We start from the raw sequence: 23,917 nt of genomic DNA on the forward strand, positions 1-23,917 counted from the left end.
AGGCAGATACATTGCCAGTTTTAAACAAGCTTAGGCTCCAGTTCTCTTAAGTTTGAGTAAGTACCTTTTTTCGTATCTGTTTACACTCTCTTCCATAGAGCTTTTTCTCTCTATTGCTGAGTTTTATGTTGCTAATTTCATATTCCTTCTGTTTATGTTTGCGTATCAGCATTATGTTGATACGCTTTTTTTTTGCCGCTAGATTTTAATCAAGTTTACTTAAATAACCAAGACTAAGCTGACGCATTTGCTTTTGGATCCAATTAATCCGGCGATTTTGATAAGCGCTTGGTTTTGCAACGTTGTAGCGGTACGGATTTGGCAGTACAGCAGCAAGACTGGCGGCTTGACGCTGGCTTAAACGGCTCGCAGGGATCCCGAAAAAGTGCTGACTTGCTGCTTCCACGCCATAAATACCTGGCCCAAATTCAACGATATTTAAATAAATCTCTAAAATTCGGGTTTTGCTCCATTCAAGTTCAACCAATAAGCTCATACTAGCTTCCAAACTCTTTCGAACTAAACTTTTTCCCGACCAAAGATATAAATTTTTGACCGTTTGCTGAGTAATCGTACTGGCGCCACGCGCACCTTTGCCGGCAAAATAATCTTCGACGGCTTGCTGGGTCGCATCCAAATCTATACCTGGATGAATCGGGAATTTTTGGTCTTCGCCTGCTATGACAGCCAACTGCATGTTTTTCGATATATCTTCGATATCAACCCAGTTATGTAATGACTTTTCAGGAAAGCCTTCAGGCGGTGAAATCGCCCGCTGAATTTGCCAACTCCAGGTAAAGGGATTAATAATTTTGAGCGGTAAAGTGATAAGCACAGCAACTAAACTTGCCATAAACACTAATTTAAGCATCCAGCTTAGTAGCCAGCGGATCATATTTAGCTCCTTTAAATAAAATCTAGGAATGTAAAAAAGGTCATATATTTTGACTATACTTTACCATGCTTGAAGGCTATTGAGCGAAAGCACGTTATTTTTTATGGATTTTCAACTTTTTTATTGATTATCAACAGTCAAAGCATCTCTTTATAGATAAATTTATTGTTTTATGTTGCGCAAGGGACAAATCTAGTTGAAAATAGCGGCCAAGCTAAAAAATAGCCACTTTGCTAAAAAAATTGCACACATTTTCGCTCAAGTTATATCAGTATTGACAGAATATGGTATACTCTGCGCGAACTTTATATCCTATCAATAGAGTAAGACAATGACAGACTTATCAAAATACAGAAACATTGGTATTTTTGCGCACGTTGATGCAGGTAAAACTACCACTACTGAACGTATCCTGAAACTAACTGGTACTATCCACAAAACTGGTGAAGTACATGATGGTGAATCTACTACAGACTTCATGGAACAGGAAGCTGAGCGCGGTATTACAATCCAATCAGCAGCAGTAAGTTGTTTCTGGAATGGTCACCGCCTAAACGTTATCGATACTCCGGGACACGTTGACTTCACAGTTGAAGTTTATCGTTCTCTTAAAGTTCTTGATGGCGGTATCGGTGTATTCTGTGGTAGTGGTGGTGTTGAACCACAATCAGAAACAAACTGGCGCTATGCGAACGAATCAGAAGTATCTCGTATCATCTTCGTGAACAAATTAGACCGTATGGGTGCTGATTTCTATCGCGTAACTGAGCAAGTACGTAAAGTACTAGGTGCTACACCTCTTATCATGACTCTACCAATCGGTATCGAAGACGAATTCGTTGGTGTTGTTGACGTTCTTTCTCGTAAAGCATACGTATGGGATGACTCTGGTCTTCCAGAAAACTACGAAGTTAAAGATGTTCCTGCGGACATGGTTGACGACGTTGAGCAATATCGTGAAGAGCTAATCGAAACTGCTGTTGAGCAAGACGATGAACTAATGATGGCTTACATGGAAGGCGAAGAACCTTCTATCGAGCAAATCAAAGCTTGTATCCGTAAAGGTACTCGTGACCTAGCATTCTTCCCTACATACTGTGGTTCTGCGTTTAAAAACAAAGGTGTTCAACTTGTTCTTGACGCTGTTGTAGATTACCTACCAGCTCCAACTGAAGTTGATCCACAACCACTTATGGATGAAGAAGGCGAAGAAACTGGCGAACACGCTATCGTTTCTGCTGACGAAACATTCAAAGCACTTGCGTTTAAGATCATGGACGACCGTTTCGGCGCCCTAACTTTCGTTCGTATTTACTCTGGTAAACTGAACAAAGGTGACACAATTCTTAACGCATTTACTGGTAAAACTGAGCGTGTTGGCCGTATGGTTGAGATGCAAGCAGATGACCGTAAAGAACTTACTTCAGCACAAGCGGGTGACATCATCGCTATCGTTGGTATGAAGAACGTTCAAACTGGTCACACGCTATGTGATCCAAAACACCCAGTTACACTTGAGCCAATGGTATTCCCAACACCAGTAATCTCAATCGCTGTTCAGCCTAAAGATAAAGGCGGTAGTGAGAAAATGGGTATCGCGATCGGTAAAATGGTTGCAGAAGATCCATCTTTCCAAGTTGAGACTGATGAAGATAGTGGCGAAACTATCCTTAAAGGTATGGGTGAGCTTCACCTTGACATCAAAGTTGACATCTTGAAGCGTACTTACGGTGTAGACCTAATCGTTGGTCAACCTCAAGTTGCTTACCGTGAAACTATCACTCAAGCAGTTGAAGATAGCTACACGCATAAGAAACAGTCTGGTGGTTCTGGTCAGTTCGGTAAAATCGACTACCGTATCAAGCCTGGCGAAGTTGGTAGTGGCTTCAAGTTCACTTCTAGCGTTGTTGGTGGTAACGTACCTAAAGAATTCTGGCCTGCAATCGAAAAAGGTTTTGCTGGCATGATGGACGAAGGTGTTCTAGCTGGTTTCCCAGTACTAGACGTTGAAGTTGAACTATTCGACGGTGGCTTCCACGCAGTGGATTCATCTGCAGTAGCATTTGAAATCGCAGCGAAAGGTGCATTCCGTCAATCTATGCCTAAAGCTGGCGCACAACTTCTTGAGCCTATCATGAAAGTTGACGTGTTCACTCCAGAAGATCACGTTGGTGATGTTATCGGTGACCTTAACCGTCGTCGTGGCATGATCAAAGACCAAGAAGCTGGCGTGACTGGCGTTCGCATCAAAGCTGACGTACCACTATCAGAAATGTTTGGTTACATCGGTTCTCTACGTACAATGACTTCTGGTCGTGGTCAGTTCTCTATGGAGTTCTCACACTACGCACCATGTCCTGCTAACGTAGCAGAGCAAGTAATTGCTGACGTTAAAGCACAAAAAGAAGCTGACAAGAAGTAATTCTTAAAAGTCAATTTCTAACTCAAAAGCATTGAAGTTGTAACTTCAAGTGAAGAGTTAATAAAGCCCCTGCCATGTATTTGGTGGGGGCTTTTTGTTGTTTAGAGTAATAGATCTTGTTTAACTAAATTCATATGACACCCTAAGATAAGTCATAGGATGTCTATGTTTTTCTTCACCAAATATATTAGATTTCTTCTAACTCATCTTCCCACTGAATAAGCTTATCCTTTGGCCAGTTCGCGCCGATATCATGGTACTTTTTCTCTAGCACATGACGTTTAATTTTTAAGGTTGGGGTTAAGATTCCATTCTCAATCGTCCAAGGTTCTTTGATCATTAGCGCACCTTTGATTTTCTCATGCGACTCTAAGCCTTGGTTAACATCTTGAATGATCTTTTCTGCTTTTCGTGCATACCTTGCTTTATCAAAGTTTTTAAACTGCTGAGGGATCACTAAGATAATAGGTGCAGGTAAGCCAGAGCCGATCAAGCACATCATTTCCACTCTTGAGTGTTCAAATAGTTTTTTCTCTATCGGGACAGGGGAAACAAACTTACCTTTTGCGGTTTTAAAGCTGTCCTTTTTACGCCCTTCAATACTGAAATAACCATCTTCATCAATCGAGCCGATATCGCCAGTGTGAAACCAATCGCCATTAAAAGCTTCGCGAGTGGCTTCTTCGTTTTGATAATAGCCGCTAAATAAAGCTGGGCCTTTGATCATAATTTCATGATCTTCAGCTAGGCGCATTTCAATGCCAAGTCCAGGTTTACCAACAGTGCCAATTTTATCGGCTCTAAATGGGTAGTTAATTGTGCTGTAGGCAAAGGTTTCTGTCATCCCCCAAGCTTCAACTATATCCATGCCAATGCTTTGATACCAATATAAAAGTGCAGGCGAGACAGGGGCACTACCGCAGCCGAGCACACGGGCTTTATCAAGTCCAAGCCCTGCAACAATTTTTTTCTTCACTATGTTATTGAGAATAGGGATTTTTAAGAGCAGCGAGAGTTTACGCTGCGGCATTTTCTCTAAGATACGTTGCTGGAAGAGGGCCCATAACCTTGGCACTGAAATAAATAAGGTAGGTCGGTGATTTTGCACATCTTCAATAAAAGTATCTAAGCTTTCGCTAAATGCGGTTTCAATTCCACCTAAAATGGATGATCCAAAAACATAGACACGTTCAGTGATGTGTGCGAGTGGTAAATAAGAAAGGAGGCGATCCTCTGAGGCCGTCATGCCTACATGTTTTACGATCGCTTGTGAGGCATAACTAAATGCGCCATAGGTGAGCATTGCGCCTTTTGGTGTGCCTGAAGTACCAGAGGTATAAACAATTGACATTAGCTTTTCGTCATTATGCTCAGCGCGAAACTCAGTGGGTGCTGAGCCTTCTATCAGTTTGCTCCATTGATATTGACACTTAGGCGCACTGTCATAATCAAAAGCTATGCTGACAAGTTCAGGCTTGTTATTGAGCACTTGTGTGATCGCTTTTTTATCATCGAGTTTACCGCAGATACAAGCTTTTGCACCGCTATGGTCAATGCAATATTGGATGGTTTCTTCACCAGCAGTTGGGAAGATAGGAATACTGATAAAGTCGCCGAGCATAAAGGCGAGATCGGTAATAAACCATTCGGCGCAATTTTTTGATATGAGCGCAATCTTATCGCCAGGTTTTAATCCTAGACCATTGAGCGCGGTGACGAGTTTTAAAGCTTTAGCAGCAACCTCGCCAAAGCTGTATTCAACATATTCACGATTAATTGGCTGCTTGAGATAGATCTTATTTGGCTGCTCTTGTGCCCATTTTAAGATCATTTCATTTGGGTAGGGTGCATATTGACGCTGTGGCGCCATTTGGGTATCGAGCATATCTACTGGCATATGATATCCTTTTGTTATGTGCTAGCTTAGCCTCTTGTTTTGTAGGTCTTTTTTTAAACTAAGCTATTGTTATTATTTTGTTAAAGATAGACCTAGGTAGAGGCTTTTAGCAATTTAAAAACCTTAAATTAGTGTCTTAAGTTGTGATTAGATGTAACTTTTGTGAGGCAGCTTGTGAGATTTTGGAATATCTGGAGATCTTTGAAACAGGTGTGCGAAGATATATCTAGAATTTTATAAAATGAAATAAATGCCTTTAAGGTTAGACAAATAAGGATATCCACTTGAAAGCAAAATTAGTCATTTATCGAAATATAGATCAAAAAGAGTTGCATGAATTAGAACAAAGTTTTGATGTAACTTATTTTGAACAAGTAACCCAAACCAATCGCATGGCGTTCTTAACCGCGATTCAAGACGCAGATGCCTTACTTGGTTCAAGCGTAAAGCTTGGTGAATTTGAGCTTAAAAATGCCCAAAAACTAAAAGTCATTTCAACCATTTCAACAGGGATTGATAGCTTTGATCTTGCGTATTTAAATCGCCGTCAAATCGCCCTGATGCATACGCCAGATGTATTAACAGACACAACAGCCGATACCATGTTTGCACTTTTAATGTGTACGGCCAGGCGCACCACAGAACTGAACAATTTAATCACCTCAGGAAATTGGCATCAAAGCATTGGCGAGGAGCTTTATGGTACAAATGTGCATCATAAAACTCTTGGGATCTTAGGCATGGGACGAATCGCACAGGCGATAGCGAAACGTGCTCATTTTGGTTTTGATATGCAGATAAATTATTATAATCGCAGTCAAAATATATTTGCTGAAGAAACATTTGGCGCAATGCGAATGGATTTTGAGAGTCTGTTAAAAAACTCGGATTTTGTCTTATCTATTTTGCCATCGACTGAGCAAACGAGAGACTTGTTTGATGCCAAAGCCTTTGCCTTAATGAAACCAAGCGCAATTTTTATTAACGGCGGGCGAGGCGATGCCGTAGTTGAAGAGGATTTGATTCAAGCACTTAAAACCAAGCAGATCCGCGCAGCAGGCTTAGATGTATTCCGTCAAGAGCCGCTTGATACGAGCTCAGAGTTATTAAGCTTGCCAAACCTTGTGATGTTCCCACATATAGGATCTGCCACCACGCAGACGCGTGAGGCTATGCTTACGTGTGCGATAGAGAATATTAGAGCTGCGTTAAAGGGAGATTTTTCAAAAAATTGCGCCAATAAAGATATCTTAAATGGCAAATAGGAAGATAAAACAAGCAATACAACAGGCACTTGCTGCATTAAATTAAAGAAGTGCGGTAGCGAGTGCCTTAATGCTTTGAGTTTATGCTTGCTCTAATTGAAAGGCTTCTTTTAGATCCTGCAAATAGTCTTCATCTTTACAAAGGCTTTTGCCCGGCTCATCGGATATTTTGGCCACAGGTTTGCCTTCACAACTAGTGAGCTTGAGCACTATGTTTAAGCTATCCACGCCTTCAAGATCACAGGTGAGCTTAGTGCCAATGCCAAAGCTAGTTGGGATCTTACCTTTAAAATATTGATAGATTTCAATCGCTTTTTCTAGAGATAAACCATCAGAGAAAACAAGCAGCTTGGTTTTTGGATCTATGCCAAGCGCTTTATAATGCGCAATCGCACGCTCACCCCAAGCTATAGGATCCCCACTGTCATGACGCAAACCAGTAAAGCGGGTTGCAAATTCATGGTTAAAATCACGCAGAAAAGCATCCATATTAATGCAATCTGTGAGCGCGATGCCAAGGCTGTCTGGGTATTCGGTGAGCCATGCTTGAAGCGCCATTTGTTGCGAGTCTTGCAAGTTTGAACTTAATTGTTGATGGGCTTGAAACCACTCATGGGCTTGGGTGCCAACAGGGGTTAAACCTTTTTTAAATGCTAAATAGTAATTTGATGTGCCTTGAAAGGCAGGGAAGTCTTGAATTAATTTATCAACCACAGCCTCTTGCACGGCTTTTGAAAAGCGGCGACGGGTACCAAAGTCCACCAAGGTGAATTCAGAAAGATCGCTCGGATTCACTTGAGACTTCAATTTTTCTAACTTTTCCTCAAGGCGATCAATCGCTTGCGTTACGCCATAGTCTGGGTAGCGATGGGCATTTCTTAGTTCACTGACAATCGCCAGTAAAGGCACTTCCCATAAGATCACATCAAGCCAAGAGCCACTTAAGATAATACTAAGTTGTCCTTGCTCAGTCGATATTTGGATTGTTTGCGGCTTAAGCTGAAAATCTTGTAAGTAGGCAAGATAATCGGCTTGAAAAAATGGCAGATCAGATAAATATTTTAGCTCATCCGCTTGAAATTTTAGCTCACATAGCTTTGCCACTTGGGCTTTTAAGTCACTGGCATAAGAGGATAAATCTTCATCTAAGCGGCAATGAAATTCAGCCGTCACTTGCGCTGTTGGATACAAGTGAAATACCGCTTGCTGCATGTGAAGCTTATAGGCATCCGTATCTAAAAGCGATGTAATGATAGGTGTAACAGATAAGGCTTGCTGATTTTTCATAATCTTGTCTTAGATAAATAGAACTGATATTTTTCTCAAAATACATGGCATTGTAAAAGCGAGCAAGAAAAAAGACCCTAGCAGCATAGAAAAGGTATGTCACTAGGGCCTGATATGTTTAAGCTATTAGAATGCTAAATATAAGAAGCTTAGTTGTTTGAGTGAAGCTCGCTATTAAGCTCAACAGCTGACTTATTGGTTAAACACTCAATTGTGCCAGTCACAGAGTTGCGACGGAACAATAGATCAGGTTTACCAGCAAGGTCGCGCGCTTTCACTACTTCAACTGCTTGGCCTTGGCTGTCTAGCATGGTTACTTTTGTGCCTGCTGTAACATATAAACCAGACTCAATGGTGCAGCGATCGCCCATAGGGAAACCAAGACCTGCGTTTGCGCCAAGTAGGCTGTTTTCACCGATAGAGATAACCACTTTACCACCACCAGAAAGCGTTCCCATAATCGATGCGCCGCCGCCGATGTCAGAGCCTTCGCCAACCATGACGCCAGCAGAGATACGGCCTTCAACCATGCTCACGCCTTCAGTACCAGCGTTGAAGTTGATAAAGCCTTCGTGCATCACAGTTGTGCCTTTGCCAACGTGTGCGCCAAGACGAACGCGAGACGTATCTGCAATACGTACGCCTTCAGGCACAATGTAATCAACCATTTTCGGGAATTTATCAACACAATCAACTGTTAAAGTTTCACCGTTAAGACGTGCTTCAAGCTGACGTTCTGCTAGTTCTGGTAGGTCGATTGCGCCTTTGTTTGTCCATGCAATGTTGTGCAGCAAACCAAAAATACCATCTAAAACAATGCCGTGTGGCTTGACTAGACGGTGAGAAATCAGTTGTAGCTTCAAGAAGCCTTCTGCAACAGAGGCAGGTTGAGTATCTGATTCTAATACAACTAAAACAAGTGGCGCTTTTGAGTTGGCTGCTTTTTCAGCAAAATCTGCATTTTTTACATCTGCATGCGCAGCAAAGCCAGTGGCAAGTTCAGCCGCTTGCTCAGGTGTCACTTCGATTGCTTGGTTGCCTTTTTCATAACCAACCAGTGAAGCGACAGCGTTAACGAGTGCATCACTTGGGTTTAATACTGGGCTTGGGAAGAAAGCCTCAATAATTTTTCCATCTTTGTTTTTGGTCGCTGTGCCAAAGGCAAGAGCAAAGTATGACATAGTGTTGGATCTCCATATGCATCCGAGTGATTCAAGCAAAGCTCAATCATTGTCGGAAAATAATTAAAAAATTATGCAGCGTCCGCTGCGTTATCTTGAGTCTCTGTTGCTGCCTCTTGAGCAGCTTCTGAAGGCTTTTTCTTAGCCGCTTTTGGCGCAGCTTTACGTTTGGCACCGAGTGCAACCAGAACGTCTTCTTTACGTTGGGCTAAAAAGAGGGATAAGTCTTCTTTTTGCTGATCGTCGCTAAGCAAATCGCTGCTATCTAGTAAACCAAATAGCTCATCCGCCATATCTAACATCTTATCATAAGCGTCTGCTTCTGCTTTTGAAGTAAAAGTCATCTTTTCTTCTCCGTTGCGCTCGACCACGTACTTGACGATTACAGGCATGAGGTTGTCCTCGTATTATTTTTATAACTGAAATAAGTTTTTATACAGATCTCACTTTTAAATGTCTAGGGGTAACTGGTTTCTAATTCATTACCCTAAACAGGGATTTTGCAACAAATAGCTAATGGCGCGCTAAATCGAGTTGCCAAGTTTGACTAAATTCGATGAAAGCTTTTAATAATGGGCTTTGATATTTCTCTTTATGCACTAACAACCAAAAGCGTCGCGTCATGTCGATAGAAAGCGGTAAAATTACCACGCGTTTATCTTTGAGCGCAGATTGGGCGGCAAGGGTGGATAAGCAGGCTAGGCCTAAATTTGCGGCAGTGGCATTTAAAATCGCTTCTGTCGTATTGAGTTGAAAGGTCTCGTGCCAAGTTTCAAGTTGGTTGCCTATGGTGTTTAAAAAGAATTCACGGGTACCCGAGCCCGCTTCACGCAGTAGCCATTGACTACCTTCTAGATCTTTTAGGCTAATTTTTTTCTTTGCCGCCAAAGGGTGCTCAGGCGCGCACACCACACACATTTCATCTTGGTTCCATGGCTGCATAATTAGCTGATCGGAGTGGTTTTTGCCTTCAATTAACCCTATGTCTAATTCATAGTCGATGAGCTTTTGGCTGATTAAACTGGTATTGGAGATAAATAGGCTTTGATCATGGTGCTGCAAATGCTGGCGAAAATCTCGCAATAAGAAGGGCGCAACTTGGTTACCTATGGTGTCACTGGCGCCAATTTTAAGTTGACCATGTAAGATATTGTCATCTTGAAACATTTGATTTAAATCTTCACTGCGATGTAAAAGCTCATCAGCTAAAGGCAATAGGCGCTTGCCTTCTTGATTAAGTATTAAACGGTTATTGACGCGATCAAATAGGGCATGACCAAGTTGGCGCTCAAGCTCAGCTAAAGACAAACTGACCGCCGCTTTGGTTAAGAATAACTTTTTTGCCGAAGCGGTTAAGGTCTTGTGTTGGGTGATCGAAAGAAAAACCTTAAGCTGTTTGAGAGTGATATTGGTCGCCATAAATTAATCCTTAGAAAGCCGAACGGAAGATGTAAATATTGTTTAGTTAAATTTAACGCTTGTTTTTTATAATTTAATATAATTTGACAAAATGTAAAACTATAATGACCTCAGTTTGAAAATATCAGTGTGAGGTTATGATGAATCGAGTGAATATAAAAAGCTTAGCTGGCCTACCAACGCCCATCGCTGGTTTGGCTTTGGGAATCGCGAGCCTTGGTTGGAGTTGGGAAAATGCACTGCCATTACAAGGCTATGCGCAGCATATCGGCGCGATTATCGCAGCGGTGTTGCTTTTTTTCCTTACACTTAAATTTATTTGCCATCGCCAATTGCTGCTCGATGATCTGGCGCACCCTGTCGTAGGCAGTGTGGTGCCGACTTTTACTATGGCGAGCATGGTGGTTTCAAGCTCAATTGGACATGCTTTACCAGTGCTTGGTGATAGCCTATGGCTTGTTGCAGTGATTTTACATATGGCATTTTTAGTGACTTTTATTTCCCACAGGATCAAGGCTTTTGAGATGCAGCATATGATCCCAAGCTGGTTTGTGCCACCAATTGGGATTATCGTTGCGGATGTCTCATTTTCTGGCAATCCTCATTTAGATTTTATTGCTCAGCTTGTGCTTGCCTTTGGGATCTTAGTTTATGCTGTGATGCTGCCGATGATGATCTATCGTTTTATTTTCTGCAATCAAGTCCCTGATGCTGCCAAACCAACCCTTGCGATTATGGCGGCGCCAGCAAGCTTATCTTTAGCAGGTTATTTAACTGTGGCACATGAGCCATCTGTATTGCTTGTGATGATGCTTTTAACCATTGCTATTTTAATGACGATTTTGATTTATCTGTCATTCTTTAGCTTATTAAAATTGCCATTTAGCCCAGGTTACGCGGCTTTTACTTTCCCTATGGTGATTGGCGCTACAGCGCTATTTAAAACAGCGCATTGGATGACAGGGGTTGATTTACTCTCTGCTTATTCGGCTGCTATATATGATTTAGCTATCATAGAGCTGATTGTGGCAACACTTGTGGTTGGGTATGTCGCTTGTCGTTATTGGTTATTCTACCGTCCAACGCATACTCCTGCTCAAGGCGCTACAGCTTAATCTAAAGCTTCTCATTTTAAATCAAAGAAGGGCGCGGTATGTCGTAAGATAGCCGCGCTTTTTATTTATTTCACTGATAAGTGAAGTGTTTAGGAGTTAAAGTGATATTGATTGCAAAAAGCGTTTCAATATCAAGATAAGATAAAGATGCTTGAAATAATAAGCCTATATTTATAAATCAAAATTTAGATCTATCTCTCAAGGATGAAAATGGAGACTAAGCAGCGAAGCAAAAACTGGCGCGATAAGTGCCAATGGGTGCAACATATTCCAACGCCAATTGGCGGCTTAGCATTGGGCGTGGCAAGTTTAGGTTGGGCGCTAGAAAATGTTTTTGCGGCTTCCAATCAGGATGCTTGGGCAGGCTATTGCCAATGGTTTGGCGCCGCGCTTGGCAGCTTGTTTTTATGTCTACTAATTTTAAAAGTGCTGGTTTGCCCAACAAGTATATGGCAAGACTTGCGCGATCCTGTAGTTGGGGCAAGTTTGCCAGGTGCGAGTATGGCGCTTATGGTTATCGCAAATAGTATCGGGCAGTTTTACCCAGACTTTGGGATTGATTTATGGATCTTTGCTATTGGCCTGCATTTACTCTTGATGGTTTTATTTGTCGCCCGTCAGGCACCTGTATTTGGATTAGATTGCGTCAATCCGAGTTGGTTTGTGCCTTTTGTAGGGGTGATCACCGCTTGCGTCGCCTACCCAAAATCATTGTATTTCGGACTTGAAGCTTTGCAGCAAGGCTTTGAAACAGATATGGATATTTATTTGCGTTTGGCCACGGCGCTGCTTTGGTGGGGGCTTGCTTGCTACGCTATTTTACTGCCTTGGATCATGTATCGTTTGATTTGGGGCGCGCACCTAACCCCTGTTGCAATGCCAAGTGTTGCTGTTTTAGCCGCTCCGGGCAGTCTTGCTTTGGCCGGTTATTTGACAATTAGCCCGCACCCATCGCCGCTGATTGTGAGTTTGTTATTTGGAATTGCGAGCTTGATGACAGTTAGCGTTTATACCTCGTTTATCAAATTGTTACGCTTACCTTTTACGCCTGGCTTTTCCGCCTTTACTTTCCCTTTGGTGATAAGTGCAACGGCCTTATTTAAGCTCTCTCATTGGATAAAAAGTTTGGGCATGCAAGATTCGTATGTAAATGCGATTCAAACTTATGCCAAATTTGAGCTCGCCATTGCCTTTTTAATTGTGTGTTATGTGAGTTATAAGTATACCCAATATTTGTTATTAAAAACCAAGGCGCTTGTTCGTTAAAATTAGAATTATTTTGCCTCGAAACTTATCTATATCTCACGAATAAATGATGAAAAAGATGTATAGATCAAATCCTGCTTAACTGTACGTATATACACCCCTAATAAATCCGAGTATGATAAATATCTGCAAACAGTTTGTCAGGATATCTATCATCAATTCGGCAGGGGATAGCGCGTGTTTCATTTATACCATTCAAATCAAGTAGATGTTTTAAAGTCTTTATTTGTGTACCTCAGCTCAGAAGGTGCTCAAAGCAATCCTTTGCAAGCGGAAGATGTGCTGGTGCAAAGTGCGGGGATGTCGCAATGGCTTAAAATGGAAGTTGCTAAATCGCAAGGCATTGCCGCCAACTTTAACTTTGTCCCGCCTTCTAGTTTTATCTGGGATCTATTTGCTCGAGTATTGCCGGATGTGCCAAAACGTAGCGCATTTAGCAAAGAAGCGATGACCTGGCGCTTGATGAAAATCTTGCCACAACATTTTGATGATCCTGATTTTTCAGCTTTAAAAGACTATCTTGAAGAAGATGTGGATGAGAAGCGTCTGTATCTTCTTGCCGATAAAATTGCCGATACCTTTGATGGCTATTTAGTTTATCGCCCAGACTGGATTGATGCGTGGGAGCATCAGCAACAAGTCCCCGAACTTGCGCCAAGTTTAACCGATGAGCAAGATGAACCGAGTTGGCTCCAAAGTGCAAACTGGCAAGCCAAACTTTGGCATGCGCTTTATCAAGATACCTTAGATGCTAATCTGTCTAAATATCATCGTGCGAATTTATACCAAGCTTTTATTGAAAAACTGCAAAGCGCTCCTGCCGGAAGTTTGCCGCAATTGCCAAAGCGCTTATTTGTTTTTGGGATCTCAAGCCTGCCGCCAAGGTATCTCGATGCGCTGCAAGCTTTGTCCGAGCACATCGATGTGCATTTGATGCATCATAACCCTTGCCGTTATTACTGGGGCAATATTCGCGATCGCGCTTATCTAGCTAAATTAGAAAGTAAAAAACGCCAACGCGCAGTGAGCTTATTTTCTGATCAAGAAGCGGCATTAACTGAATTTAGACATCAGTTTTCTAGCTCAGAAGAAGATCTCTCTTTATTTAATGCCAATCAAATCTCTGAGATTAATCAGGCTTTACTGGACACTTCGTCAGAGCAAGATATTCGTGCAGATGTCGGCAATAACCTACTTGCCTCTTTTGGTAAGCAAGGGCGCGAGATGATTGCGCAGCTCTCCCAAATTGAAGCCAATGAAGTAGATGCTTTCGTGGATGTGGATGCAGGCTCGTTATTGAGTCAATTGCAGCAAGATATTTTAGAGTTGCAAGAGCATCAAGATGACACCAAGTTATTGACGAGTGAGCACAAGGTTGCGCTGCCAGAAAATGATGATTCACTTCAAGTGCATTTATGTCATAGCCCAATGCGTGAAGTCGAAGTTTTGCACGATAAGCTGTTATCTTTATTTGAGCAAGATCCTGAGCTTAAACCACGTGATGTGATCGTCATGGTTTCTGATATCAATGCTTATAGTTACGCGATTTCGGCTGTGTTTGGGAATGCACAAAATGACAGATATATCCCATATTCGCTCTCCGATCAAAGCAGCAGCCATGAAAGTCCTATCCTGCAAGCTTTCTTAAATTTACTTGGTTTTCCGCAGTCACGATTTAATGCTTCAGAGCTGATTGCTTTATTAGAAGTGCCAGCGGTGATGCGTCGTTTTGAGCTTAGCGAAAATGAATTTCATCGTGCGATGGCTTGGCTTGAACAAGTTGGCGTGCGCTGGGGCTTAGATCAAGACACAGCAAGCCATTTTGATTTGCCATCTCAATATCAAAACACTTGGCTCTTTGGAATCGAGCGGATGCTGATGGGCTATGCGATGCCTCATGCTGCGGGGATCTTCGATGCGGGTGAACATGTGATTGCAAGCTTTGATGAAGTCCAAGGTCTTGATGCGGCGCTGGCCGGTAAGCTCGCTTATTTTGTGCGCATTACCCAAGAATATTTAGCTCAGATGGCGCACGCTCAAAGTGCTCATTCGTGGCAAAATGTACTCTTAAACTTATTGGATGATTACTTTAGCCCAGAGCTTGAAGATGAGTATGCGATGGGGTTGATCCGGCAAAGCTTGGCTGAACTTGTCAGCCAAAGAAAAGAAGCAAATTTAGATACAGAAGTTTCATTGGCAATTCTTATCAAATACTTAGATGATAAATTTAATCAAACAAGGGTGAGTCAGCGCTTCTTAGCTGGGCAAGTGAATTTCTGCACACTTATGCCAATGCGTGCGATTCCATTTAAAGCGGTTTGTTTGCTCGGCATGAATGATGGCGCAGTGCCAAGACAGGTGCTCCCAAACAGCTTTGACTTGGTTCATTATCATCAAAAAATGGGTGATCGTAGCCGTCGTGATGACGATAGGTACCTATTTTTAGAAGCCTTATTGTCTGCCGAAAAGTATTTATATATCAGTTATATTGGACGTTCTATTGTTGATAATCAAGAACGAGAGCCATCTGTTTTAGTCAGTGAACTGCTTGATTATTGCCACCAAAACTATTGTCTTGAAAAAGATTTGAAGCTTGCGGTGGATGACTCAGGAGACGCTTTGCTGGAGCATTTAATCACTGAGCATTCTGCGATCGTCTTTAGTCCGAAAAACTTTGATCCAAATAATCCAAATTGCCAAAGCTTTGCCCGTGAATGGCTGAGCCTTGCAAAAGGTGAATATAAGCAAGTGACTGAATTTGTTCAGCCGATAGAGGCATATTATCAAGTTCAAAAATTTGAATTTGGCAACCAACTACAGCTTGATCTTAAAGAATTAATGCGTTTTTACCGCCTACCTGTGAAGTATTTCTTCCAATCACGCTTAAAAACAAATTTAGATCTTGTGTTTGAGCAAGTCGAAGATGATGAGCCATTTGCTTTATCTAACTTAGATTTATATATGATTTGCGATCAGGTGATGAAGCAAGTTCAAGCTTTAAGCCAAGTCAATCAAGACCAAGGCGTGATTAACTGGCAATTGCAACTCAATCAAGTGATGAGCAATTTGAGCGCAGCGGGGCAGTTGCCGTGTGGACATTTTCTTGATTTGGCAGTTAGGCAAGTCGAGCAGCGGGTTGTCATTTTATTAGAGGCGGTGTTAGCGCACACCAAAGTTAAACGTGCGCCGCTAGAGATTGACCTTGGATTTGAGTTTTCAGAATTTGATCTGAATCTAAACCTCACGGGTTGGCTTGGTGGCATTTACGAATCAGGCTTAGTGCGTTATCGCGCAGGTGGCTTAGGTTTGCATTATTTGATCCAAGTTTGGATTGAGCATTTAGCGATGAATGCGCAGGGTCATAAGTTACCTACTTTGGTGTTTGGTTTGCAAAAAGGCCAAGTGATTGATTATAAGATTACTCCATTAGATAAGCTGGATGCGCAGGTTGAGCTTGCGAAGTTAATCAAAGCTTATTATCAAGGTATGGATACACCACTGTGCTTTTTACCGAAAACAGTTCAAGCAGCGATGAGCGAAGGCTATGATGGCGCAAACTGGGCAAGCGAAAACATCGACCAAGATAAAGCGCTTCAAGCGATGCAAAAAGCCTTTGAAGGTGGCGAATATCATGGCCTTGGTGAGTCTAGCGATCCTTATGTTTCACGTTTATGGCCGGATTGGTCAGAAGATCTTGCCGAGAGTTTATTTAAAAATAGCCTTGAAATCAGCCAAGCTTTATACCTTGCAATGCAATTAACGGAGAGTGATAAATGACTTCAAATCAAAGTAAAACCTTGAATAGTTTTGAATTTCCTTTGCATGGCGCGCGCCTTATTGAAGCTTCTGCGGGAACCGGTAAAACCTTTACGATAGCGACGCTGTATTTACGCGCATTACTTGGACATGGCAAGGCTGAGTATCGTCATCAAGCGCCTTTAACGGTTGAGCAAATTTTAGTTGTGACCTTCACCGATGCGGCAACCGCAGAGCTGAAAGGGCGTATTCGCGCACGTATTCATGAAGCGCGCCTTGCCTTTGCGCGTGGTCAAAGTGATGATCCTGTGCTGAGTGAATTATTGCAACAAACACAAGATCATAAGCTTGCCTCGAGTATTTTACTTAATGCCGAGCGTCAAATGGACGAAGCGGCAATTTATACCATTCATGGCTTTTGTCAGCGTATGCTGTCTTTGCATGCTTTTGAATCTAATGCAGAATTTGAGCAAGAATTAGTGCCAGATCTAAGCGATCTAAAATGGCAAGTGGTGTGTGATTACTGGCGTAAAAGCTTTTACCCTTTGCCTATCGCGCTCACTGAGCTGGTGCAATCGATTTGGGCATCGCCATATAGTTTATATAAGGACGTTGCGGGGTATTTAGATCAAGAAAGTCTTGTGTTTGAGCAAGTTGCAGATCCAGACTTTGATTTAGCCAGTTCATATCAATCGCATGTCGCGCGAATTGACGAAATAAAAACTTTATGGCATGCAGAAAGTGCCAATATTCCTAACTTAATTGACAAATCTGGGGTGGATAAGCGCAGTTACTCCAAGCGATTTTTACCCGGCTGGTTGTCCTACATGGAGGCTTGGTGTGAGTCGGCAGATTATGAGTTTGATGCCGCTAAGGTTGAGCGTTTCTCGCAATCCATGCTAGTCAATAAAACGAAAAAAGGCTCGCCGCCAACCCATAAAGTATTTGAATTAATTGAGGAAATGCTAGCTAAGCAGCCGGACTTTAAAAGCGAGCTTAAGCTACGTGCGATTGAAGCCTGTCGCAACGCTTTACGCCAAGATAAAAAGCAGGCGCAAAAACTGTCATTTAATGATTTGCTCTCTTCATTGGATCAAGCTTTGATAAGCGATCAAACGGGCGCTTTTGCGCAAAAGATCGCGCAGCAATATCCGATTGCGATGATCGATGAATTCCAAGATACAGATCCAGCGCAATATCATATTTTCCGCCAAATATACCTTGATCGCCCAGAGTCAGCGTGGTTGATGATTGGCGATCCTAAGCAGGCGATTTATGCGTTTCGTGGCGCTGATATTTTCACTTATATTAAAGCGCGTAATGAAGTTTTGGATCACTACACACTGGATACCAACTGGCGTTCGAGTGACAAGATGATCCAAGCCGTAAATGGCATTTTTAAGTCTTGTGATAACCCATTTATTTATAACCAAGATATTGAGTTTTTGCCGGTTTCTTCCAGTCCAAATGCTGATCTTATGAGTTGGCAAATAAAATCCCAAACGCAAGCTGCGATTCAAATTTGGCAGCCTGAAGATCCGCTCGAATACATTAATATGGCGCAATATCGTGAGACAATGAGCGAGCTCTGCGCGAGTCAAGTGCAGCATATCTTAACCACTTCGGATCAAGGTTTGGCTGGGTTTATTAATAAAAAATCCCGCACCCAACCCGTCTTGCCGAGTGATATTGCCATCTTGGTGCGTACTGGGCGCGAAGCGAGTTTGATGAAAGAAAAACTCAGCGCGCGTGGCATTGCGAGTGTTTATTTATCCAATCGCGACTCTGTCTTTTCAAGTACGGTTGCGCAAGATGTGCTGCGCATTTTATATGCGGTAAGTGAAGTTGAAAATAGCCGTTATATGCATGCGGTTCTGGGCTGTGAATTATTTGCTTTAAGTATGCAGCAAATTGATGGGCTCAATCAAGATGAAGAGGCTTGGGAAGCACTACTGGCTGAATTTCGAGATTATCAAAACACATGGCGCAAGCGTGGCGTGTTGCCGATGTTAAGACAAGTGATTGCCAAGCGTGAGTTAGCGAACATTTGGCTGTCTACTGTTCAAGGTGAGCGAGTGATCACAGACTTACTCCACCTTGCTGAAATCCTTCAAGAAGCAAGTGTTGAGCTAGAAAGTGAGCAATCACTTATTCGTTGGTATAGCAACCAATTGAATGATGCTTCAGGAGAAGCTGCGGAGCAAATTCAACGTCTTGAATCTGAACGTGATTTAGTACAAATTGTCACGATTCATAAATCCAAAGGCTTAGAGTATAAAATGGTGATGCTGCCGTTTATTTGTGGCTTTAGAGAGGCGGATGGCACCAGCTATTACGATGAAACGCGTGAGCAAAAGCTCGTTTCGTTAAATAAATCAGAGACAGCAAAAGAGTTGGCTGAAAAAGAGCGTTTAGCGGAAGATTTACGTCTGTTATATGTAGCGTTAACGCGTGGTGTTTATGCTTGCTATTTAGGTATTGCGCCAGTTTTGAAAAAGGCTTCGAGCAGTGCCAAAGTTTCAGCCCTGCACCTGTCTGCTCTTGGCGCTATTTTACAAAACCATCAAGAAATGAGCGCAGATGAATTAAGTGATTGTTTAGCTAAGCTTATTACAGATTTAGGTCAAACACATATAAATTATGCGCCAAGTTTACCCGAATACGACACGCCTTATCAGGCAAAAGCGGCGCAGACACAACGGCTTGAAGCCAGACAAATACTCAGACCGATTGAGCGTAATTGGCGCATGACAAGCTACTCTGGGATCTTAAAGCAAGCGCAATTAAAATCAGGTGAAGATCAAACCAGTCATAAGCTATTGGATCTCGTCGATAGTTTGGTTGATAAGTCCTCATCCTTTGATTTAGATAGCCGTGAAGATGCGCAAGTGGCGACGCTTCAGGCTGATGTGCTTGATGAAGCCAATGGGCTGAATGAGATCAATGATATAGCAAAAGAGCAAACAGGGCTGAGTATTTTTGACTTCCCACGTGGCGCGCAAGCGGGGACTTTCCTGCATACCTTGTTTGAAGAAATCGACTTTGAGCAGCCAAATTCAGAAGAGAATCGCAGCATAGTGTTAGAGCAGTTGCGCTTGGCTCATTATGATGAAATTTGGCTCGATACTTTGATGACACTGATTGATAATGTTTTGCATGCCAAGTTGACCCCACAAGGCATGCAACTTGCGGGGAAATCTTCGCAATCTTGCTTGGTTGAGATGGAGTTTTTACTGCCGATTGAAGCGATGCAAGCCAAGCCATTTAATGATCTGATCAAAACCTATGATCCATTATCAGCCAAAGCGAGTGAGATAGATTTTCATACTGTGCGCGGTATGCTAAAGGGGTTTATTGATTTAGTTTTCGAGCATGAGGGGCGTTATTATGTGCTGGATTGGAAATCAAATTATTTAGGCGATAGTCCTGAATTGTATCAAGGTGAAGCGTTAGCCGAAGCCATGTTAGGGCATAGATATGACATCCAATATCAAATCTATAGCCTTGCTTTACATCGTTTTTTGCGCACGCGTATTCCAGATTATGATTATCAAACCCACTTTGGTGGGGTGTATTACATTTTCTTACGCGGCATGAGCAAAGCATCGGGTACGGGAATTTTCTTTAATAAACCAGAACCAGCCTTGATCGATAGTTTTGATCAACTTATTTCAAATACAGGAGCTTAAAGATGTCTGAAGTCTTAAATCCAATTGATTCATCTCTGCCAGCATCTGAATTTGAAACCTTTAGTGCTTGGTTGTCTGGATTAAAGTCGGCGAACTTGTTGCAAACCTTAGATGTTGAGTTCGCTTTATTTATTTATAAATTATCTAGCTCACAAGCTCAAACAGCGCCAAAGCAAGATCTATCGATTGCAGTGCTTGCAATCTTACTTAGCCGATATGTCAATCTTGGTCATATATGCTTGCCTGTGGATCAGAGTATAGATAAAGCTTTATATTCCAATGCATTAACCGTAAATCTTGCGTCGCAGCTAGAAGTCAAAGTTAATACTAAGCGTTTCTCTATTCTTGAGATTCACAAGCAAATACTGGCGCAAATTAAAGGGATTGATTGGCAGCAACTCGCATGCTCACATCCTTTAATCGCGCAAGGCATGTTTGCAGCAAAGCCTTTTTGTTATCAAAACAATAAGCTCTACATGATGCGTTATTGGGATAATGAAGAGCAAGTGACTCAACAAATAAAGCGTTTAGCCGAGCCGTTGAACATACCGCAAGCAACATTGCAGCATCATCAACAAATTTTAGATGACTTGTTTGCGCGGCAATATGGCTTTTTGCTCGCGCGTAAAGAGAAGCTTTTGAAAGCATTAGATAATGAAGCTTTCACCGAGCAAGAAGTACAGGATTTAGTCTGTGACATGCTTGATGTGAAAGCGCCAGAATCTTTAGATTGGCAAGCTATTCACGAGTGTGTGAGCCAAGCGCAAAGCGTTAAAGACTTGAAAGTGTTGGATGAACTTGTGCCGGATGTTGCGTGTTTAAATTGGCAAAAAGTTGCAGCGGCAGTAGCCCTTAGTCGTCGGTTTGCTGTCATTTCAGGTGGACCGGGCACAGGTAAAACAACCACGGTAAGTAAATTACTTGCCGCTTTAGTCAGTGAAGCCCAACATAGAGCCAAGCAAGATTTAGGCGATTTATTTAAAGATTTAAAGCAAGGTGCACAAGTTAATATCAAGCTTTGCGCGCCAACAGGTAAAGCGGCTGCGCGTTTAAGTGAGTCGATAACTCATGCCATTGATGCCTTGCCGATTGCTCCTGAAATCAAACAAGGAATCACTACGAGCGCTTCGACCTTGCACAAATTACTCGGTATGCGTCCTGATACGGTTGCCTGCTATTTTAATGGGCAAAACCCATTGCATTTAGATGTACTTGTCTTGGATGAAGCCTCAATGGTGGATTTAAGTTTAATGCGCAAGCTTCTTGATGCTTTGCCAAGTCACGCGCGTTTGATCTTGCTCGGCGATAAAGATCAGCTCGCCTCGGTGGAAGCAGGCGCCGTACTTGGTGATATTTGTGACGCCTATGCACAAGGTTACAGCCAAGCGCATTTGGACTTAGTCGCGAAACTTACGGGCTTTCAAAGTAAAGTTATTAAGCAAGCGCTCGCTACACAAGCACAAAAAGAAACTGGCAATCAGGTGTCTGCGCACAGTCAAGTCGCCGATAGTTTATGTGTCTTACAAAAGAGTTATCGCTTTGATGCTCGTTCAGGAATTGGCCAATTAGCGAAAGCGATTAATGCTGGCGACACTCAGATGATGAGCAAAGTTTGGCAGCAAGGCTTTGATGATATTATTCATTATGATATGCCTAATGTTTTTTCTTGGTCACAAATGCTGAGCTTAATGGCGCAAGAATATACGCCTTATTGCCAAGTCTTGAGTGATTTTAAAGCCAAGCTTGAGGATGGTTTTGATTGGTCTCAAGCTAAGAAGATCCTAGAAGCTTTTAACCAAGTTGGCGTGTTAGCGGCATTGCGAGAAGGGGACTTTGGGGTCAATGGGCTCAATCAAAATATAGAAAAACGCTTGCGTAGCCAAGGCGCTTTACTTGGGCAAGTAGACGATCTTTGGTACCACGGTCGCCCAGTAATGGTGTCGCAAAATGAGCCGAGTCTAAAGCTATATAACGGGGATATAGGTGTGTGTCTTGAAGATCATCAAGGTAAATTACGTGTGTACTTTGAATGTGAAACCAGTGACAAACATCCATTTGGGATCAAAGCTGTCTTGCCAACGAATATGCCAGCGCATGAAACGGCTTTTGCGATGACAGTACATAAATCACAAGGCAGTGAATTTTCACATACCTTGTTTGTGATGCCGCCAAAACTAAGCCCAATTTTAACCCGTGAGCTAATTTACACGGGTGTGACGAGGGCGAAAGATAAATTATCTTTATTCGCTGATTTAAATATTTTAAATCAAGGGATTAAGATAAAGACTGTTCGTTTTAGTGGCTTGGCGGAAAAGCTTGCTTAAACCTTTAATATTAATATTTTAGATTGTCTGTGGTAATTGTATAAACCTTGCTTTTGCGCAGGCAATCTATCTAAACTCGCATTTTCAAAACCTTGCTCTAAAAACCAGTGCGTACTGTGTGTCGTGAGTACAAATAAGCTTTTGATCTCCTGCTGTTTGGCTTTATTTTGCAAGTGTTTAAGTAGCATCAAGCCGCGGTTACCGTCTCGATAATCTGGATGAATCGCCATGCACGCCATTTCTGCCATAGATTCCGCAGGGTATGGATATAATGCTGCGCAACCTATGATTAGGTTATCTTTTTCAATAATCGTAAATTTTGAAATCTCTTGCTCAAGTTGCTCACGCGAGCGGCGCACTAAAATACCCTTGGCTTCTAATGGGCGGATCAGATCTAAAATCCCACCAATGTCATTAATTTTGGCATCTCGTACTTGTTCACTTGAAGCCATGACAACTTGAGTACCTATCCCATCTAATGAGAAGAGCTCTTGAATCAAGGCGCCATCTTGCTCATAACTCACCAAGTGGCAACGCGGCACACCCGAAAGGCAGGCTTTTTGTGCGCGGGTTAAGAATTGATAGCTGATGCGTTGATCTTCAGGCAAAGATTCAATTTGAGTGAGAAAGTTGCCATGCTCATCTTTAAATTTAGCGATGATTTTATCAATGCAATCAGGAAAGAGCTCGGCAAGCACTTCACCATTTTCATCTAATACACCTTGATTTGGGCAAAAGCCGATAAGCTTGTCAGCTTTTAAACGAATCGCCACTTCAAGTGCCACATCTTCATGCATCAAATTAAAGGATTCACCGGTGACAGAGCTAGCAATTGGGCCGAGTAAAACAATCGAGCCCATATCGAGCATGCGCGAAATAGCTTGGGTATCGACACGGCGCACTTTCCCACTGTGGCAATAATCCACCCCATCTTCAACGCCAAGAGGCTGCGCGGTAATAAAGTTGCCACTAACAACGCTTAAATGTGCGCCTGCCATTGGGGTATTGTTTAAGCTCATGGAAAGACGTGCGGTAATCGCCAGTTGAAGCTGGCCCGCTGCTTGCATTGCAATTTTTAAGCTTTCTTCATCTGTAACACGAACACCTTGATAATAAATGCTTTCTTTTTTGTGTTGAGTTAGATTTTGGTTAATTTGAGGGCGCGCGCCATACACAAGCACCACTTTTACGCCAAGGCTGTGCAAAAGCGCAATATCGTTAATTATGTTTTTCTTATTTGAATGCAGCAGCGCTTCGCCCGTTAGGCTAATCACCATGATTTTATTACGGTGTGCATTGACATAAGGGGTAGATTGACGAAATCCTTTGACTAATGCAGTACTACGAAACGGCATGCGAAATACTCCCTGTGAATAAATAATAATGTATAAATAATGACTA

14 protein-coding genes are annotated in these 23,917 nt (G+C 42.3%); 7 read left to right on the forward strand and 7 right to left on the reverse strand.

Annotation, left to right across the window (positions count from 1 at the left end):
* Window positions 1–205: 205 nt before the first annotated feature.
* Window positions 206–895: a monofunctional biosynthetic peptidoglycan transglycosylase gene (gene mtgA, locus AC2VOY_RS09320; protein WP_491831059.1), complete on the reverse strand. Its 690-nt coding sequence runs from the start codon at window positions 893–895 to the stop codon at window positions 206–208.
* Window positions 896–1,226: 331 nt separating this feature from the next.
* On the opposite strand from mtgA, the gene fusA reads away from it, so the two are divergent.
* Entirely contained in the window at window positions 1,227–3,317 is a 2,091-nt protein-coding gene (fusA, locus tag AC2VOY_RS09325) for an elongation factor G (protein ID WP_491831060.1), read from the forward strand.
* 187 nt (window positions 3,318–3,504) lie between these two features.
* Here fusA and AC2VOY_RS09330 read toward each other — a convergent pair whose 3' ends face one another.
* The gene (locus AC2VOY_RS09330; RefSeq protein WP_491831061.1) at window positions 3,505–5,214 is read right to left on the reverse strand and encodes an AMP-binding protein; all 1,710 of its coding nucleotides are present in this window, start codon (window positions 5,212–5,214) and stop codon (window positions 3,505–3,507) included.
* A gap of 284 nt (window positions 5,215–5,498) precedes the next feature.
* Here AC2VOY_RS09330 and AC2VOY_RS09335 point away from each other — a divergent pair, with 284 nt between their 5' ends.
* The gene (locus AC2VOY_RS09335) at window positions 5,499–6,479 is read left to right on the forward strand and encodes a 2-hydroxyacid dehydrogenase (RefSeq protein WP_491831062.1); all 981 of its coding nucleotides are present in this window, start codon (window positions 5,499–5,501) and stop codon (window positions 6,477–6,479) included.
* A gap of 81 nt (window positions 6,480–6,560) precedes the next feature.
* Here AC2VOY_RS09335 and pncB read toward each other — a convergent pair whose 3' ends face one another.
* The 4 genes from pncB to AC2VOY_RS09355 all read right to left on the reverse strand — a co-directional run bounded on the left by pncB (window position 6,561) and on the right by AC2VOY_RS09355 (window position 10,366).
* Entirely contained in the window at window positions 6,561–7,766 is a 1,206-nt protein-coding gene (pncB, locus tag AC2VOY_RS09340) for a nicotinate phosphoribosyltransferase (RefSeq protein WP_491831063.1), read from the reverse strand.
* 149 nt (window positions 7,767–7,915) lie between these two features.
* Window positions 7,916–8,947, reverse strand: a complete 1,032-nt coding sequence (dapD, locus tag AC2VOY_RS09345; protein ID WP_491831064.1) for a 2,3,4,5-tetrahydropyridine-2,6-dicarboxylate N-succinyltransferase — start codon at window positions 8,945–8,947, stop codon at window positions 7,916–7,918.
* A gap of 71 nt (window positions 8,948–9,018) precedes the next feature.
* Window positions 9,019–9,339 (reverse strand): YebG family protein, encoded by a 321-nt coding sequence (locus AC2VOY_RS09350; RefSeq protein WP_491831065.1) that lies wholly within the window; start codon window positions 9,337–9,339, stop codon window positions 9,019–9,021.
* Window positions 9,340–9,460: 121 nt separating this feature from the next.
* Window positions 9,461–10,366, reverse strand: a complete 906-nt coding sequence (locus tag AC2VOY_RS09355) for a LysR family transcriptional regulator (RefSeq protein WP_491831066.1) — start codon at window positions 10,364–10,366, stop codon at window positions 9,461–9,463.
* 140 nt (window positions 10,367–10,506) lie between these two features.
* Here AC2VOY_RS09355 and AC2VOY_RS09360 point away from each other — a divergent pair, with 140 nt between their 5' ends.
* The 5 genes from AC2VOY_RS09360 (at window position 10,507) to recD (ending at window position 22,516) form a co-directional block, all read left to right on the forward strand.
* A complete protein-coding gene (locus tag AC2VOY_RS09360) occupies window positions 10,507–11,481 on the forward strand; it encodes a TDT family transporter (protein ID WP_491833065.1) in 975 nt (324 codons plus the stop codon).
* Between the two features lie 210 nt (window positions 11,482–11,691).
* Entirely contained in the window at window positions 11,692–12,747 is a 1,056-nt protein-coding gene (locus AC2VOY_RS09365) for a TDT family transporter (RefSeq protein ID WP_491831067.1), read from the forward strand.
* 177 nt (window positions 12,748–12,924) lie between these two features.
* Window positions 12,925–16,524, forward strand: coding sequence for an exodeoxyribonuclease V subunit gamma (recC, locus tag AC2VOY_RS09370; protein WP_491831068.1), 3,600 nt, complete (start codon window positions 12,925–12,927; stop codon window positions 16,522–16,524).
* Complete coding sequence (recB, locus tag AC2VOY_RS09375) at window positions 16,521–20,192, forward strand: exodeoxyribonuclease V subunit beta (protein WP_491831069.1); 3,672 nt, start codon at window positions 16,521–16,523, stop codon at window positions 20,190–20,192. The genes recC and recB overlap by 4 nt, the downstream gene beginning before the upstream one ends.
* 2 nt (window positions 20,193–20,194) lie before the next feature.
* Complete coding sequence (recD, locus tag AC2VOY_RS09380) at window positions 20,195–22,516, forward strand: exodeoxyribonuclease V subunit alpha (RefSeq protein WP_491831070.1); 2,322 nt, start codon at window positions 20,195–20,197, stop codon at window positions 22,514–22,516.
* On the opposite strand, the gene argA is transcribed toward recD, so the two are convergent.
* Window positions 22,513–23,871: an amino-acid N-acetyltransferase gene (gene argA / locus AC2VOY_RS09385; RefSeq protein WP_491831071.1), complete on the reverse strand. Its 1,359-nt coding sequence runs from the start codon at window positions 23,869–23,871 to the stop codon at window positions 22,513–22,515. The genes recD and argA overlap by 4 nt on opposite strands.
* Window positions 23,872–23,917 lie beyond the last annotated feature (46 nt).

The sequence above is a fragment of the Vibrio sp. KMM 9700 genome, assembly GCF_058545285.1.